Here is a 15,802-nt window from a genome sequence, read left to right on the forward strand (position 1 = left end):
CCCATCCCTTTCCAACGGAGGCAATTCCTATGACTAGCGCGGCATACAGCAAGATCGTGGTGGCGGTGGACGGCAGCAGCACGTCCGACCTGGCGCTGGGCGAAGCCATACGCGTGGCGGCTCCGGGCGGCGCCACCGTGCTGGCGCTCTATGTCGTGGACACCGGCACGCCCATGTTCGATGCCGGGTACTACGATCCGAGCCAGCTGCAGAAGGCGTTCGAGGAAAGCGGGCAGCGCGCGCTGCAGGCCGCCTCGCAGCGGCTGGCCGCGGCCGGCGTGGCGCATGAAACCCGGCTGGTGACCGAAGCGCCGGTGCCAGGCGACATGGGGGCCTCGATCAACGAGGCCGCGCGCCAATGGGGCGCCGACCTGCTGGTGATCGGCACGCACGGACGCCGCGGCGTGCGCCGTCTGGTGCTGGGCAGCGTGGCCGAGGCGGTGATACGCCAGTCCACCATGCCGGTGCTGCTGGTGCGCGGCGAGGCGAAGGCTGACTGAACGGCCGAATGAAATCGTGCCCCCCATCGGGGACGCCAGGGCAGCCGACGGGACTCAGCCGGCGAAGCGGAAATGGCCGCTGCGCAGCACGATCTCGCGCGCCTCGGTCAGCTCGAACATGCTTTCGGCCAGGCGCTCGATGCGCTGGCGGTTGCTGGTGAAGGCTGCGACCAGGTCTTCCTCGCGCGGCGAACGCGCGCCGAAATGGGCCTCGAGGGCCTCGGCGGTGACGGAATACAGGGTGGGACTGCCGTTGACCGTGGCGGGGCAGGACAGCGTGAGGCTGGCTGCGCAGTAGGTCGGGAGGCTGCGAGGGAACGTGATGTCGGACATGGCGTGCCTCGTGCTGGCGGCGAGCGTATTAGATCAATATAGGCCATTGCCGCGTTCCGTAAAGCCCGGCCGTTACGCTGGCCGGGCCGGCAAGCTTCTTTCTTGATGCCTCTCAGCCGCTGTGCGCCCGCCGGCGCACCGGCGGCTTGCGCGCGGCCGCGCCCAGCGTGCGCAGGTCCGCCACCGCGGCATGGGCGGCGGCGATATGCGCGGCGGCGTAGTCGGCCTGTTCCGCCAGGAAGGCGTCGAGCGCGCCAGCGGGTGGCAGCGCGGGCCGCTCGGTGTCGCCGGCAGCGTCTGCCAGGCCCGGCCGCATCGCCAGCTCGGCCAGTTGGGCTTCCAGCTGCGTCAGGAGTGCGCGCACTTCAGCCCCGGCGGGAAGCGTGAAAACGCCCGACTCCACCCCGGCTCGCACCACGCCGGCCAGCGCGGCCATGCGGCGTGCGCTCGCATGCACGCGCTGGTAGGCCCCGGTATAGTCCGGCGCCAGCGCGCCGGCGGTCTGTGCCAGCGTGAGTTCGGCGCGGGTGGAAGCCCGTCCGGCGGCAATGCGTAAGGCTTCCAGCCGCGGCACGGCAGGCGGCGTCGCGGCCTCAGCCACGCGGCTGGCCGCGAAGGCGGCTCGCAGGTAGACCGCGTTGACCGCCACCGCGTCGACGGCATGGCGGAACACGCGCGACATCTCCACGCGCGGTGCCAGCACATAGTACGTGGCCAGCGCGATCAGGCAGCCCAGCGCGGTATCGATGCCGCGCAGCGCGGCAAAGTGGCTGCTGTCGAGGGCCGGCGCGCCCACCCATGAGAACAGGATCACGGCCGGCGTCAGGCAGAACGCGAACGCCCCGGGCTGCCCGGCAAGGCGGCTGGCATAGGCCCCGGCCAGGAAGGCCGCGCTGATGCCCAGCGCCACCACCGGCGCCGGTTGGAGCAGGCCGATCACACAGGCGCACAATGCGCCAGCCAGCGAGCCCGCAAAGCGTTTCACGGAAACCTGCCGGGTAGTCTGCAACTGGGGGCTGAGCACCATGATCACGGTCACCGCCACCCAATAGCCATGGTCCAGCCGCCACCACTGCGCCGGCAGCAGGCTGAGGCTGCCGGCCAGCGCCAGGCGCAGGGCGTGGCGCGTGGCCAGCGCATCGCCTGCGGCGTGGTCGGCCAGCCCGCGCAGCATCTGGGCCAGCCCGTGCCCGATGCCGCGCCGCGGCCAGCGGAAGCTTGCGCGCCATCGGTCGAAATCCGGATGGCGCGCCAGGGCGGATAGTGCCGACTGGTAGGGGGGCGGGGCGCTGGCATTGGCCACGGGCGCGGTCAGGCGCCGCAGTTCGTGGCGCAGCGCCGCGCTCAATGCCGGCAGGTCGGGCGCGTGCCGCGCCAGGGCCTGGCCAACTTGCTCGCGGGCGTCGGCGATGCAGCGTGCGATATGACGCAACGGCGGCTGCATCGGCAAGCCATGGGCGGTGCCGGCGCGCTCGCGCAGCTCGCCCGCGACGATCAGCAGCGCAAACAGGGCGTCGGCGACACCCACGGCATAGCCATAGTGCAGGAGCGTGCTGGGGTCGCGCAGGCTGCGTCGGGCCTCGATGGCCCCGCGCGCAGCCTCGATGCGGTTGCGGATGTCCTGCTTGCAGGTGGCGAGGTCATTGCCGTGGCGGGTGTCGGCGAGTGCCGTGGCGAGCCGGACCAGCGCGTCGTATGCGGCCACGATCTCGGTGCGTGGCCGGTCGTCGCGGGTCGACGGGATCAATGCCAGGCAAGCCAGGCACGCGAACACGCCGCCGCGCAGGAAGTCGAGCCCGCTTTGCAGGGCCTGCACGGCGAGCTCAGGCCCGGCCGCAGGCTGCAGGCACGCGGCCACCAGCACGACATAGAGCAGCTTGGCCGCCAGCGCACTGGCCGGGCCGCGCGTCTCTGCCAGACCTGCGGCAAGCCCTCCTGCCATCACGACCAGTACGGCCAGCCAGGGCGAAGGCGCGACGGCCGCGCCCAGCGCGCTGGCTACCGCCCCGCCAATGCCGACCGCTCCCAGGCTGGATAGCCGTGCCGACGCCGTGCCTTGCCGGTCTGCCAGGCAGGTCCAGATCGAGGCCGTTGCCGACCACAGGTAGCCTGCATCCCCGGTCAGCCAGCCAATACCGGCAAGGGCCAGGAACGACAGTGCATAGATGATCCCGCGCCGGAGCAGGACGGGGTCAGGCCAGTAGCGGGCAAGGAGGGCGGAGGCGAACATGCGGGCCGGGATCCACTCGGGCCTGCCCGGTCGGGCGCCCGTCGTGAGACCACTCTACGATACCGTTTGCTGCGTTGCAACAAAACTGGCCTGTCGGCCACGGCATCAGGTTGCCGCACCAAGGTGGCGCGAGCAAGCCCCGTGGCGAGGATCCAAGCACGATTGCTGCGCCAGCAGGCGCAAACGTGCACAGGGGTTGTGACCGCTTCGGCGCGAAGGCGAAAAAAAAACCCACGCAGGTTGTGCGTGGGTTGGAATCCACCGAGGTGGTGGAGGAGACAGACTCCAATATACATGATTTGTTGCGACGCACCAAGTGGTCATGTGTCAATGTCCGACATTGCGCACAATGGCGTTGTATCGATGCGACAAAATCCGGTTTCCAGCATCCATGTCCTAGCGGAACAGATATGCGGCACCTACGGCACACATGATCCCGGCAGCATCGGCCACCAGTGCACAACCCAGTGCGTGGCGCGTATTGCGCACATTGATGCTGCCGAAGTAGACCGCCAGTACATAGAAAGTGGTCTCGGTCGAGCCCTGGATGATCGCCGCCAGCCGTCCCTGGAACGAGTCCACGCCATAGGTCGTCATCACATCCACCATCAGCCCGCGCGCGCCGGCGCCGGACAGGATCTTCATCAGCCCGACCGGCAGCGCCGGCACGAAGTCCGTATTCATGCCCAGCTGGGCAAAGCCCAGCGTCAGCCAGCCCATCAGCACGTCCATGCAGCCGGTGGCCCGGAACAGGCCGATGGCTACGAGGATTGCCACCAGGTAGGGAATAATCTGCACGGCGACGCCAAAGCCTTCCTTGGCACCATCGATAAAGGCTTCATAGACATTGACCCGCCGCAGCGCGCCGCAGAGCAGGAACAGCGTGATCAGCGACAGGATGAAGCCGGCGCCGGCCAGTGCCGTCACGCTGCCGACCTGCTCCGGCGGCGCGTGCCGCAGCCAGGCGAACATCCCGCCCAGCAGCGCAGCGACCAGCCCGAACGCCACCAGCACGGCCGGGCGCAGCAGGTTCAGCCGCTGCACCCACGCCACCGCCAGCAGGCCGGCCAGGCATGAGCCGCCGGTGGCCAGCAGCGTCGGCAGGAAGATATCGGCCGCATTGAAACCCGCCAGCCCTTGCTTGACCGCAATGGCCTGCCGGATCGCGATCACCGAGGTCGGGATCAGCGTCAGCCCGGCCGTATTCAGCACGATGAACATGATCTGCGCATCGGTGGCCACGTCTGGGCGCCGGTTCAGTGTCTGCAGCTCGCGCATGGCATTCAGGCCGAGCGGCGTGGCGGCATTGTCCAGCCCGAGCAGGTTGGCCGACACGTTCATCATCATCGCCCCCTGTGCCGGATGCCCCTGCGGCACGCCGGGGAAGAAATGGCGCAGCAGCGGGTTCACCAGCCGGGCAAAGGCATCGACCACGCCGGCGCGCTCGCCGATGCGCATGATGCCGAGCCACAGGCTCATCACCCCGGCCAGGCCGAGCGCGATCTCGAAGGCCGTGCGCGCACTGTCGAACAGGCTCGCCAGCATCGCCGGGAACACGGTGAGATCGCCGCTGGCCAGGCGGACGCAGGCGGCGACAAAGGAAATCAGGAAGAAACCGAGCCAGACAACGTTCAGGGCCATCGGAATGCGGGAAGGGGGGAAATCAAAGCCGGGGAGATTCCCGGCACGGCGTGCAGCTCAGCCGATCACGGCCCCGCGTTCGGCCAGCAGCTCGCGCAGGATCGAGCGGTGGCAGTGCGCTTCGTTCTCGCAGTAGCAGCCTACCGAGAAATTGGTCTGGTGCGACAGCGCCGCCAGCAGGTCGAGCGTGCGGCTGGCGTCCGGCTCGGCCATTTCCTTGCGGAAGTGCCGCACGAACGCCCGCCATTGCTTGTCATCGGTGGCCTGCAGCGCCTGGGCCACCAGCTCGGGCGATGGCGACAGCACGGGATACCAGACATCGTAGAAATCGCGGCTGGCAAACTCGGATTTGGGCACGCCCCGCGGCGGCCGGCGCACAGTGCCGATGCGCAGGCCTTCATCGTCCGCGCGCGGCGTGCCCAGTCTTACGATTCGGATGGTCATGGGGGATCCCGCTCATGTCTGCCGACGCATGTGCGTCCGGCTAAAGTCCCAGATCATGAATCATGGTGTCGCGCATGACAAACTTCTGCACCTTGCCCGTCACAGTCATCGGCATTTCCGAGACAAAGCGGATATAGCGCGGAATCTTGTAGTGGGCGATCTGATCGCGGCAGAACTTCCGGATCTCTTCCTCGGTGGCGCTCTGGCCGGGTTTGAGCACGATCCAGGCGCAGACCTCCTCGCCGTACTTCTGGTCAGGCACGCCAAAGACCTGCACCGCCTGCACCTTGGGATGGCGGAACAGGAATTCCTCGATCTCGCGCGGGTAGATGTTCTCGCCGCCGCGGATCAGCATGTCCTTGACCCGGCCGACGATGTTGCAGTAGCCCTCGTCGTCAATGGTGGCAAGGTCGCCGGTGTGCATCCAGCCGTCGCGGATGGCCTCGCGGGTGCGCTCGTCGTCTTCCCAGTAGCCTTGCATCACGGAATAGCCGCGGGTGCAAAGCTCGCCGGTGGCGCCGGTCGGCACGACCTCGCCGAGGGCGTCGACCACCTTGCATTCCAGGTGCGGCTGCACCCGGCCGACAGTGGCGACGCGCTTGTCCAGCGGATCGTCGGTGGCGCTCTGGAACGAGACCGGGCTGGTCTCGGTCATGCCATAGGCAATGGTGACCTCCGACATATGCATGTCCGCCACCACGCGTTTCATGACCTCGATCGGGCAGGGGGCGCCGGCCATGATGCCGGTGCGCAGGGCCGAGAAGTCGAAGCGGCTGAACTCCGGATGGTCCAGCTGGGCGATAAACATGGTCGGCACGCCATGCAGGGCGGTGCAGCGTTCCTCGCTGGCCGCCTGCATGGTCGCGAGCGGATCGAAGGCCTCGCCCGGGAACACCATGCAGGCGCCGACCGAGACGCAGGCCAGCACCGACAGCACCATGCCGAAGCAGTGATAGAGCGGCACCGGGATGCACAGTACGTCACTGTCGCCAAGTCGCATCGCTATGGCGACAAAGCGGCCGTTATTGACCACGTTGTGATGCGTCAGGGTGGCGCCCTTGGGGTTGCCGGTGGTGCCGCTGGTGAACTGGATATTGATGGCGTCGAGCGCGGAGAGCGTCGCGGTCACCGCGTCCAGGCGCACAGTATCGGGTTCGGCCAGCAGTGCATCGTAATTGAGCATGCCGGGCGTCGCCTCGCCTCCCATGCGGATCACCCACTGCAGCCGGGGCAGCCGGGCGGAGCGCAGCGCCCCCGGCTCGGCCTCGGCCAGTTCCGGCGCCAGCGCCTGGAGGGTGGCCAGGTAGTCGCTGGCCTTGAAACGCGCGGCCGTGATCAGCATGCGCACGCCGGCCTTGTTCAGCGCATATTCCAGCTCCGCCCGGCGGTAGGCCGGATTGATATTGACCAGGATGGCGCCGATACGAGCGGTGGCGAACTGGGTCACCAGCCACTCGGGCCGGTTCGGCGCCCAGATGCCGACCCGGTCGCCCGGCTGGATCCCGCGCCGGAGCAGGCCGCTGGCCAGGCGATCGACCTGGTCGCTGAACTCCGCCCAGCTCCAGCGCACACCATGCTCGCGGAACACCACGGCCGGGGCGCCCGGGTTTGCGGCGACCGTGCGCGCCAGCAATGCCGGAATCGTCTCATCAGACAGGGGGATGTCGGTGCTGCCGGCGACCACGGAGAGGCCGGGCGTCACGGGTCGGGTCATCTTGTCTCCTTCAACTGCTCTGCTTGGCATTCGACGTCTATATATAAAGAGGACGTCTCGGGTTGGGCCGACGCCCACGGTCTCAGCTTAAGCCGAGGCGCCGCTGGATGCTGTCACCACCGCGACATTTGAGCCTCGTGCGCCGCTTTTACGGGGGGTTCGAATTATTTCGCGAAATCGCTTGCCAGTCGGTCCTGCGTCCCTTAATATTCGCCCCCTCGCAACACAACGCAGCGCTGCAAAGCAGACGCAGCAAGGGTTGCGGGGTCGACCGGGATGGTTGGCGCAGCGAAGTTTGCAGCGCTGACCGCAGCGAAAAAAGATGCTGAAACGGTTGACGAAACGAAGAAAGCTCTGCATAATCTCGTTTCTCTGCTGCAGACAACGCAGCGGCGCTGAACGGCAAAGCCGGCGGCGAAGTTCTTTAACAACCAAACAACCGATAAGTGTGGGCGCTGGGTAGCGGACGCCGCTGTCTTCGGACAGTGTTGCTTCACAAGTTATACAGTGCTCGCACAGCAAAACGTGACTGGATCTTCGGATCTGGTCAGTCAGTTTTCTGAGAGTGAGCGACCGCTCGAAAGAGCGAGGACCTTCGGGTCCACACAGAGATTGAACTGAAGAGTTTGATCCTGGCTCAGATTGAACGCTGGCGGCATGCCTTACACATGCAAGTCGAACGGCAGCACGGGCTTCGGCCTGGTGGCGAGTGGCGAACGGGTGAGTAATACATCGGAACGTGCCCTGTAGTGGGGGATAACTAGTCGAAAGATTAGCTAATACCGCATACGACCTGAGGGTGAAAGCGGGGGACCGCAAGGCCTCGCGCTACAGGAGCGGCCGATGTCTGATTAGCTAGTTGGTGGGGTAAAAGCCTACCAAGGCGACGATCAGTAGCTGGTCTGAGAGGACGATCAGCCACACTGGGACTGAGACACGGCCCAGACTCCTACGGGAGGCAGCAGTGGGGAATTTTGGACAATGGGGGCAACCCTGATCCAGCAATGCCGCGTGTGTGAAGAAGGCCTTCGGGTTGTAAAGCACTTTTGTCCGGAAAGAAATGGCTCTGGTTAATACCCGGGGTCGATGACGGTACCGGAAGAATAAGCACCGGCTAACTACGTGCCAGCAGCCGCGGTAATACGTAGGGTGCGAGCGTTAATCGGAATTACTGGGCGTAAAGCGTGCGCAGGCGGTTTTGTAAGACAGGCGTGAAATCCCCGAGCTCAACTTGGGAATGGCGCTTGTGACTGCAAGGCTAGAGTATGTCAGAGGGGGGTAGAATTCCACGTGTAGCAGTGAAATGCGTAGAGATGTGGAGGAATACCGATGGCGAAGGCAGCCCCCTGGGACGTCACTGACGCTCATGCACGAAAGCGTGGGGAGCAAACAGGATTAGATACCCTGGTAGTCCACGCCCTAAACGATGTCAACTAGTTGTTGGGGATTCATTTCTTCAGTAACGTAGCTAACGCGTGAAGTTGACCGCCTGGGGAGTACGGTCGCAAGATTAAAACTCAAAGGAATTGACGGGGACCCGCACAAGCGGTGGATGATGTGGATTAATTCGATGCAACGCGAAAAACCTTACCTACCCTTGACATGCCACTAACGAAGCAGAGATGCATTAGGTGCCCGAAAGGGAAAGTGGACACAGGTGCTGCATGGCTGTCGTCAGCTCGTGTCGTGAGATGTTGGGTTAAGTCCCGCAACGAGCGCAACCCTTGTCTCTAGTTGCTACGAAAGGGCACTCTAGAGAGACTGCCGGTGACAAACCGGAGGAAGGTGGGGATGACGTCAAGTCCTCATGGCCCTTATGGGTAGGGCTTCACACGTCATACAATGGTGCGTACAGAGGGTTGCCAACCCGCGAGGGGGAGCTAATCCCAGAAAACGCATCGTAGTCCGGATCGTAGTCTGCAACTCGACTACGTGAAGCTGGAATCGCTAGTAATCGCGGATCAGCATGCCGCGGTGAATACGTTCCCGGGTCTTGTACACACCGCCCGTCACACCATGGGAGTGGGTTTTGCCAGAAGTAGTTAGCCTAACCGCAAGGAGGGCGATTACCACGGCAGGGTTCATGACTGGGGTGAAGTCGTAACAAGGTAGCCGTATCGGAAGGTGCGGCTGGATCACCTCCTTTCTAGAGGCTTGTGTCTCAAGCCTAGCGTTCACACTTATCGGTTTGTTTGCTGTTACAGCCAAGGGTCTGTAGCTCAGGTGGTTAGAGCACCGTCTTGATAAGGCGGGGGTCGTAGGTTCAAGTCCTACCAGACCCACCAAGTTATCCGGAAGGGGGATTAGCTCAGCTGGGAGAGCACCTGCTTTGCAAGCAGGGGGTCGTCGGTTCGATCCCGTCATCCTCCACCACTGCCTGGTACCTTGGATTGGTTGTCAAATGAAAGCGCATCGCGACGATGAGTGGCGAGTGTTTCCATTTGGCATTGCCAAGCGATCGCAAGATCGGCTGTTCTTTAAAAATATGGGATGTAGTAAAGGTGTCGCGCGAGCGTTGATGAGACGCTGCAGTACAAGACGCGATACCGGGTTGTGATTGTATCAACCAAAATGTATTTAAGTGATCGAAAGATGACTTGGAATACGGCACAAATGCGAGAACTCATCCTGTAGCGAGGTTTCGAGCAATCGAGACACACTCGTTATAGGGTCAAGCGAACAAGTGCATGTGGTGGATGCCTTGGCGATCACAGGCGATGAAGGACGCGGTAGCCTGCGAAAAGCTTCGGGGAGCTGGCAAACAAGCTTTGATCCGGAGATGTCCGAATGGGGAAACCCGGCCCGAATGGGTCATCCCACACTGAATCCATAGGTGTGGGAAGCGAACGCGGCGAACTGAAACATCTAAGTAGCTGCAGGAACAGAAATCAACCGAGATTCCCAAAGTAGTGGCGAACGAAATGGGAAGAGCCTTGTACTCTTTAGCAGTGGTGTTAGCAGAACGGGATGGAAAGCCCGGCCCTAGCAGGTGATAGCCCTGTATGCGAAAACACGATTGTGGAACTAGGTGTACGACAAGTAGGGCGGGACACGTGAAATCCTGTCTGAAGATGGGGGGACCATCCTCCAAGGCTAAATACTCGTGATCGACCGATAGTGAACCAGTACCGTGAGGGAAAGGCGAAAAGAACCCCGGGAGGGGAGTGAAATAGATCCTGAAACCGCATGCATACAAACAGTCGGAGCCTCGTAAGGGGTGACGGCGTACCTTTTGTATAATGGGTCAGCGACTTACATTCAGTGGCAAGCTTAACCGATTAGGGAAGGCGTAGCGAAAGCGAGTCCGAACAGGGCGTTGAGTCGCTGGGTGTAGACCCGAAACCAGATGATCTATCCATGGCCAGGTTGAAGGTGCGGTAACACGTACTGGAGGACCGAACCCACTAACGTTGAAAAGTTAGGGGATGAGCTGTGGATAGGGGTGAAAGGCTAAACAAATCTGGAAATAGCTGGTTCTCTCCGAAAACTATTTAGGTAGTGCCTCGTGTCTCACCTTCGGGGGTAGAGCACTGTCATGGTTGGGGGGTCTATTGCTGATTACCCCGCCATAGCAAACTCCGAATACCGAAGAGTGCAATCACGGGAGACAGACATCGGGTGCTAACGTCCGGTGTCAAGAGGGAAACAACCCAGACCGCCAGCTAAGGTCCCCAAATATAGCTAAGTGGGAAACGAAGTGGGAAGGCTAAAACAGTCAGGAGGTTGGCTTAGAAGCAGCCACCCTTTAAAGAAAGCGTAATAGCTCACTGATCGAGTCGTCCTGCGCGGAAGATGTAACGGGGCTAAGCTATATACCGAAGCTGCGGACGCACAGCAATGTGCGTGGTAGGAGAGCGTTCTGTAAGCCTGTGAAGGTGTCTTGTAAAGGATGCTGGAGGTATCAGAAGTGCGAATGCTGACATGAGTAGCGATAAAGGGGGTGAAAGGCCCCCTCGCCGTAAGCCCAAGGTTTCCTACGCAACGTTCATCGGCGTAGGGTGAGTCGGCCCCTAAGGCGAGGCAGAGATGCGTAGCTGATGGGAAGCAGGTTAATATTCCTGCACCGTCGTATGATGCGATGGGGGGACGGATCGCGGAAGGTTGTCCGGGTGTTGGAAGTCCCGGTCCCTGCATTGGAGAAGGCGCTCAGGCAAATCCGGGCGCGGGATTCAAGGATGCGGGGCGAGCGGCCTAGTGCTGCGAAGCAATTGGAAGTGGTTCCAAGAAAAGCCTCTAAGCTTCAGTCATACGAGACCGTACCGCAAACCGACACAGGTGGGCGAGATGAGTATTCTAAGGCGCTTGAGAGAACTCGGGAGAAGGAACTCGGCAAATTGGTACCGTAACTTCGGGATAAGGTACGCCCTGGTAGCTTGACTGGCCTGCGCCAGAAGGGTGAAGGGGTTGCAATAAAATGGTGGCTGCGACTGTTTAATAAAAACACAGCACTCTGCAAACACGAAAGTGGACGTATAGGGTGTGACGCCTGCCCGGTGCCGGAAGATTAAATGATGGGGTGCAAGCTCTTGATTGAAGTCCCGGTAAACGGCGGCCGTAACTATAACGGTCCTAAGGTAGCGAAATTCCTTGTCGGGTAAGTTCCGACCTGCACGAATGGCGTAACGATGGCCACACTGTCTCCTCCCGAGACTCAGCGAAGTTGAAGTGTTTGTGATGATGCAATCTCCCCGCGGCTAGACGGAAAGACCCCATGAACCTTTACTGTAGCTTTGCATTGGACTTTGAACCGATCTGTGTAGGATAGGTGGGAGGCTTTGAAGCGTGGACGCTAGTTCACGTGGAGCCGTCCTTGAAATACCACCCTGGTTTGTTTGAGGTTCTAACCTTGACCCGTGAATCCGGGTCGGGGACAGTGCATGGTAGGCAGTTTGACTGGGGCGGTCTCCTCCCAAAGTGTAACGGAGGAGTTCGAAGGTACGCTTGGTACGGTCGGACATCGTACCTAAAGTGCAATGGCAAAAGCGTGCTTAACTGCGAGACCGACAAGTCGAGCAGGTGCGAAAGCAGGACATAGTGATCCGGTGGTTCTGAATGGAAGGGCCATCGCTCAACGGATAAAAGGTACTCTGGGGATAACAGGCTGATACCGCCCAAGAGTTCATATCGACGGCGGTGTTTGGCACCTCGATGTCGGCTCATCTCATCCTGGGGCTGTAGCCGGTCCCAAGGGTATGGCTGTTCGCCATTTAAAGAGGTACGTGAGCTGGGTTTAAAACGTCGTGAGACAGTTTGGTCCCTATCTGCCGTGGGCGTTGGAATCTTGACGGGGGCTGCTCCTAGTACGAGAGGACCGGAGTGGACGTACCGCTGGTGTACCTGTTGTCTCGCCAGAGGCATCGCAGGGTAGCTATGTACGGAAGAGATAACCGCTGAAAGCATCTAAGCGGGAAACTCGCCTGAAGATGAGGATTCCCTGGCGGCTTGACCGCCTTGAAGGGTCGTTCGAGACCAGGACGTTGATAGGCTGGGTGTGGAAGCGCAGTAATGCGTTAAGCTAACCAGTACTAATTGCCCGTAAGGCTTGATCCTATAACCAGTGTGTTTTGCCTGGTGAGTCGATCGCCTTGTGCCAGATACGCACAACCCCAACTACATCCCTATTCGCAGCGTTGACCTCAACCTCAGCGCTGCAACCCCTCATGCCTGGTGACCATAGCGAGCTGGAACCACCCCTTCCCATCCCGAACAGGTCCGTGAAACAGCTCCGCGCCGATGATAGTGCGGATTCCCGTGTGAAAGTAGGTCATCGCCAGGCTCTTATTCCCAAAACCCCTCGACAGCGTGTGCTGCGAGGGGTTTTGTCTTTTCCGGCTCGTGGTGGCGAGCGGCCTCGCGGGGCCTGCCAGGCGGCCTCAGAGCCTCCAGGAGCGACGCTGGAAAGCCCCTATAGGGTGAGAACGCAGAAATCTAAACTGCGCTTGTGGGAGCGATCAGGCGGTTCAAGCGCCATGCTGGAACGCCTTCCCTGGTCTGGTCAAGTACAACATCCGCAACGGAAAGTGCTTGACAGGCAAGGTGAGAAGCCCCATAATCGATAGTTCTCTGCGGAGAGGTGCCCGAGTGGCTAAAGGGGGCAGACTGTAAATCTGTTGGCTTACGCCTACGCTGGTTCGAATCCAGCCCTCTCCACCAGAATGCAAGACAGCAGCCGGCAGTGCCGGTGAAGAAGCAGGAAAGAACCGGGCGGGTGTAGCTCAATGGTAGAGCAGAAGCCTTCCAAGCTTACGACGAGGGTTCGATTCCCTTCACCCGCTCCAGTCGCGCGGTTGCTGTCAGAGTAGTACGTCAAGTTTCGCCCATGTGGCTCAGTGGTAGAGCACTCCCTTGGTAAGGGAGAGGTCGGCAGTTCGATCCTGCCCATGGGCACCAAATACCACGCACTGGCAATATCGCTACCGAGACAGGAGTCGCGAAATGGCAAAGGAAAAGTTCGAGCGGACCAAGCCGCACGTGAACGTTGGTACGATTGGTCACGTTGACCATGGCAAGACCACGCTGACCGCAGCGATTGCCACGGTGCTGGCAGCCAAGTTCGGCGGTGCCGCCAAGAAGTACGACGAAATCGACGCAGCGCCGGAAGAAAAGGCACGCGGTATTACCATCAATACCGCCCACGTCGAGTACGAAACGGCCAACCGCCACTACGCGCACGTTGACTGCCCGGGCCACGCTGACTATGTGAAGAACATGATCACGGGTGCCGCCCAGATGGACGGCGCGATCCTGGTTTGCTCGGCTGCTGACGGCCCGATGCCGCAAACGCGTGAGCACATCCTGCTGGCCCGCCAGGTTGGCGTGCCGTACATCATCGTGTTCCTGAACAAGTGCGACATGGTGGACGACGCTGAACTGCTCGAGCTGGTCGAGATGGAAGTTCGCGAGCTGCTGTCGAAGTACGAGTTCCCCGGCGACGACACCCCGATCATCAAGGGTTCGGCCAAGCTGGCGCTGGAAGGCGACAAGGGCGAGCTGGGCGAAGTGGCCATCATGAACCTGGCCGACGCGCTGGACACCTACATCCCGACGCCGGAGCGTGCCGTTGACGGTACCTTCCTGATGCCTGTGGAAGACGTGTTCTCGATCTCGGGTCGCGGCACCGTGGTGACCGGCCGTATCGAGCGCGGCGTAGTGAAGGTCGGTGAGGAAATCGAAATCGTCGGTATCAAGCCGACGGTGAAGACCACCTGCACCGGCGTGGAAATGTTCCGCAAGCTGCTGGACCAGGGTCAAGCCGGCGACAACGTTGGCCTGCTGCTGCGCGGCACCAAGCGTGAAGACGTCGAGCGCGGCCAGGTGCTGTGCAAGCCGGGTTCGATCAAGCCGCACACCCACTTCACCGGCGAGGTGTACATCCTGTCGAAGGACGAAGGCGGCCGTCACACCCCGTTCTTCAACAACTACCGCCCGCAGTTCTACTTCCGTACCACCGATGTGACCGGCTCGATCGAGCTGCCGAAGGACAAGGAAATGGTCATGCCGGGTGACAACGTGTCGATCACCGTCAAGCTGATCGCCCCGATCGCCATGGAAGAAGGCCTGCGCTTCGCTATCCGCGAAGGTGGCCGTACCGTCGGCGCCGGCGTCGTGGCAAAGATCCTCGACTAAGTTGTTTGATAGCGAACGCGGCACCAACCGGCCGCGTTCGTTGCCAGAAGGGGTTGGCGCCAGCGCCGGCCCCACAGTTTTTTTAGGGGTATAGCTCAACTGGCAGAGCGTCGGTCTCCAAAACCGAAGGTTGGGGGTTCGATTCCCTCTGCCCCTGCCAAATCAATCAGCCGCGTCGCGAAGAGCAATCGTGACGCGGCTTAGTCTCGTTTGCGAAACATGGCCAATCCCAATGTTGAAACCGTGAACGCCAGCAGCGGCAAGTGGATGCTTGGCGTGGCGGTGCTGCTGGTGGTTGCGGGCGTCATCGGTTTCTATGCACTGGCACAGCAACCGTCTTATGTACGTGGCGCCGCACTGTTCGGTGGTATTGCACTGGGTATCGTAGTTGCGCTGGTGTCGGCACCAGGCAAGGACTTTATCGGGTTCGCCAAGGAATCGTATCGGGAAGTTCGCAAGGTCGTCTGGCCGACGCGCAAGGAAGCCGGGCAAATGACGGGGCTGGTCTTCGTCTTTGTCGTCATCATGGCGCTGTTCCTGTGGTCGGCTGACAAGCTCATCGAGTGGGTCGTCTTCTCGCTCGTGCTGGGCTGGAAATAAGAGGTAGCACATGACGGATAACGCTCAGCAGGAAACCACCGCGCCGGAATCGCCTTCGTCGAAGAAGCGCTGGTATGTCGTGCATGCCTATTCCGGCATGGAGAAGAGCGTGCAGCGCGCGCTGCAGGAGCGCATCGAACGCGCCGAGATGCAGGACAAGTTTGGCCGCATCCTGGTGCCGTCCGAAGAAGTCGTGGAAATCAAGGGCGGCCACAAGTCGGTCACCGAGCGTCGTTTCTTCCCCGGCTACGTGCTGGTGGAAATGGAAATGACCGACGAGACCTGGCACCTGGTGAAGAACACCAGCAAGGTCACCGGTTTCGTGGGCGGCGCCCGCAACCGCCCGAGCCCGATTTCGCAGCGCGAAGTCGACAAGATCATGACCCAGATGCAGGAAGGGGTCGAGAAGCCGCGTCCCAAGACGCTGTTCGAAGTGGGCGAAATGGTGCGCGTCAAGGACGGCCCATTCACCGATTTCAACGGCAACGTGGAAGAAGTGAATTACGAGAAGTCGCGCCTGCGCGTCTCGGTCACGATCTTCGGGCGTGCCACGCCGGTCGAACTCGAGTTCGGCCAGGTCGAGAAGGTTTAAGGAATTTGCCGGTTGCGGCCTGAAAGGGCGGCAACGGGCAACGGCGCCGCCCCGGTGGCGGCGCCAAGAGGAGCGTGAGGCCGTGCCGAAGGTGCGGCGACAGCGCGTTACGACTCAACAGG

General features: G+C 61.6%; 9 protein-coding genes, 6 tRNA genes and 3 rRNA genes. 13 read left to right on the plus strand and 5 right to left on the minus strand.

Translation table 11 applies throughout. The annotated features are described in order from the left end of the window. Positions 1-29: 29 nt before the first annotated feature. Positions 30-500 (plus strand): universal stress protein, encoded by a 471-nt coding sequence (locus tag I6H87_RS08210; protein ID WP_011616168.1) that lies wholly within the window; start codon positions 30-32, stop codon positions 498-500. Between the two features lie 54 nt (positions 501-554). On the opposite strand, the gene I6H87_RS08215 is transcribed toward I6H87_RS08210, so the two are convergent. From I6H87_RS08215 to I6H87_RS08235, 5 genes are all read right to left on the minus strand, one after another. Next, positions 555-833: a DUF1488 family protein gene (locus tag I6H87_RS08215; RefSeq protein ID WP_010813472.1), complete on the minus strand. Its 279-nt coding sequence runs from the start codon at positions 831-833 to the stop codon at positions 555-557. Positions 834-945: 112 nt separating this feature from the next. Then, the gene (locus I6H87_RS08220) at positions 946-3,063 is read right to left on the minus strand and encodes an FUSC family protein (RefSeq protein ID WP_011616167.1); all 2,118 of its coding nucleotides are present in this window, start codon (positions 3,061-3,063) and stop codon (positions 946-948) included. A 396-nt stretch (positions 3,064-3,459) separates the two neighbouring features. Then, on the minus strand, positions 3,460-4,704 hold the full coding sequence (locus I6H87_RS08225) for a nucleoside recognition domain-containing protein (protein WP_011616166.1): 1,245 nt from the start codon (positions 4,702-4,704) through the stop codon (positions 3,460-3,462). Positions 4,705-4,761: 57 nt separating this feature from the next. Continuing rightward, positions 4,762-5,148: a DUF488 domain-containing protein gene (locus tag I6H87_RS08230; RefSeq protein WP_010813475.1), complete on the minus strand. Its 387-nt coding sequence runs from the start codon at positions 5,146-5,148 to the stop codon at positions 4,762-4,764. Positions 5,149-5,188: 40 nt separating this feature from the next. Next, the gene (locus I6H87_RS08235; RefSeq protein ID WP_011616165.1) at positions 5,189-6,862 is read right to left on the minus strand and encodes an AMP-binding protein; all 1,674 of its coding nucleotides are present in this window, start codon (positions 6,860-6,862) and stop codon (positions 5,189-5,191) included. Positions 6,863-7,476: 614 nt separating this feature from the next. Here I6H87_RS08235 and I6H87_RS08240 point away from each other — a divergent pair. The 12 genes from I6H87_RS08240 to nusG all read left to right on the plus strand — a co-directional run bounded on the left by I6H87_RS08240 (position 7,477) and on the right by nusG (position 15,680). Next, positions 7,477-9,008 (plus strand): 16S ribosomal RNA (locus I6H87_RS08240). Positions 9,009-9,070: 62 nt separating this feature from the next. Next, a tRNA-Ile gene (locus I6H87_RS08245) sits at positions 9,071-9,147 on the plus strand. Positions 9,148-9,159: 12 nt separating this feature from the next. Then, positions 9,160-9,235: transfer RNA gene (locus tag I6H87_RS08250), tRNA-Ala, on the plus strand. Between the two features lie 296 nt (positions 9,236-9,531). Next, positions 9,532-12,412 (plus strand): 23S ribosomal RNA (locus I6H87_RS08255). A 113-nt stretch (positions 12,413-12,525) separates the two neighbouring features. Further along, a 5S ribosomal RNA gene (gene rrf / locus I6H87_RS08260) occupies positions 12,526-12,638 on the plus strand. The 16S, 23S and 5S rRNA genes sit together here with 5 tRNA genes alongside, the layout of an rRNA operon. 291 nt (positions 12,639-12,929) lie before the next feature. Continuing rightward, a tRNA-Tyr gene (locus I6H87_RS08265) sits at positions 12,930-13,015 on the plus strand. A 51-nt stretch (positions 13,016-13,066) separates the two neighbouring features. Next, a tRNA-Gly gene (locus I6H87_RS08270) sits at positions 13,067-13,140 on the plus strand. Positions 13,141-13,177: 37 nt separating this feature from the next. Further along, a tRNA-Thr gene (locus tag I6H87_RS08275) sits at positions 13,178-13,252 on the plus strand. Between the two features lie 45 nt (positions 13,253-13,297). Then, on the plus strand, positions 13,298-14,488 hold the full coding sequence (gene tuf, locus I6H87_RS08280) for an elongation factor Tu (protein ID WP_010810470.1): 1,191 nt from the start codon (positions 13,298-13,300) through the stop codon (positions 14,486-14,488). An 84-nt stretch (positions 14,489-14,572) separates the two neighbouring features. Then, positions 14,573-14,648 (plus strand) — tRNA-Trp (locus I6H87_RS08285). A gap of 59 nt (positions 14,649-14,707) precedes the next feature. Continuing rightward, positions 14,708-15,088, plus strand: coding sequence for a preprotein translocase subunit SecE (gene secE, locus I6H87_RS08290; RefSeq protein ID WP_010810469.1), 381 nt, complete (start codon positions 14,708-14,710; stop codon positions 15,086-15,088). 10 nt (positions 15,089-15,098) lie between these two features. Then, positions 15,099-15,680, plus strand: coding sequence for a transcription termination/antitermination protein NusG (nusG, locus tag I6H87_RS08295; protein WP_010810468.1), 582 nt, complete (start codon positions 15,099-15,101; stop codon positions 15,678-15,680). Positions 15,681-15,802 lie beyond the last annotated feature (122 nt).

Origin of the sequence: Cupriavidus necator (assembly GCF_016127575.1) — a bacterium.
Lineage (GTDB): Bacteria > Pseudomonadota > Gammaproteobacteria > Burkholderiales > Burkholderiaceae > Cupriavidus > Cupriavidus necator_D.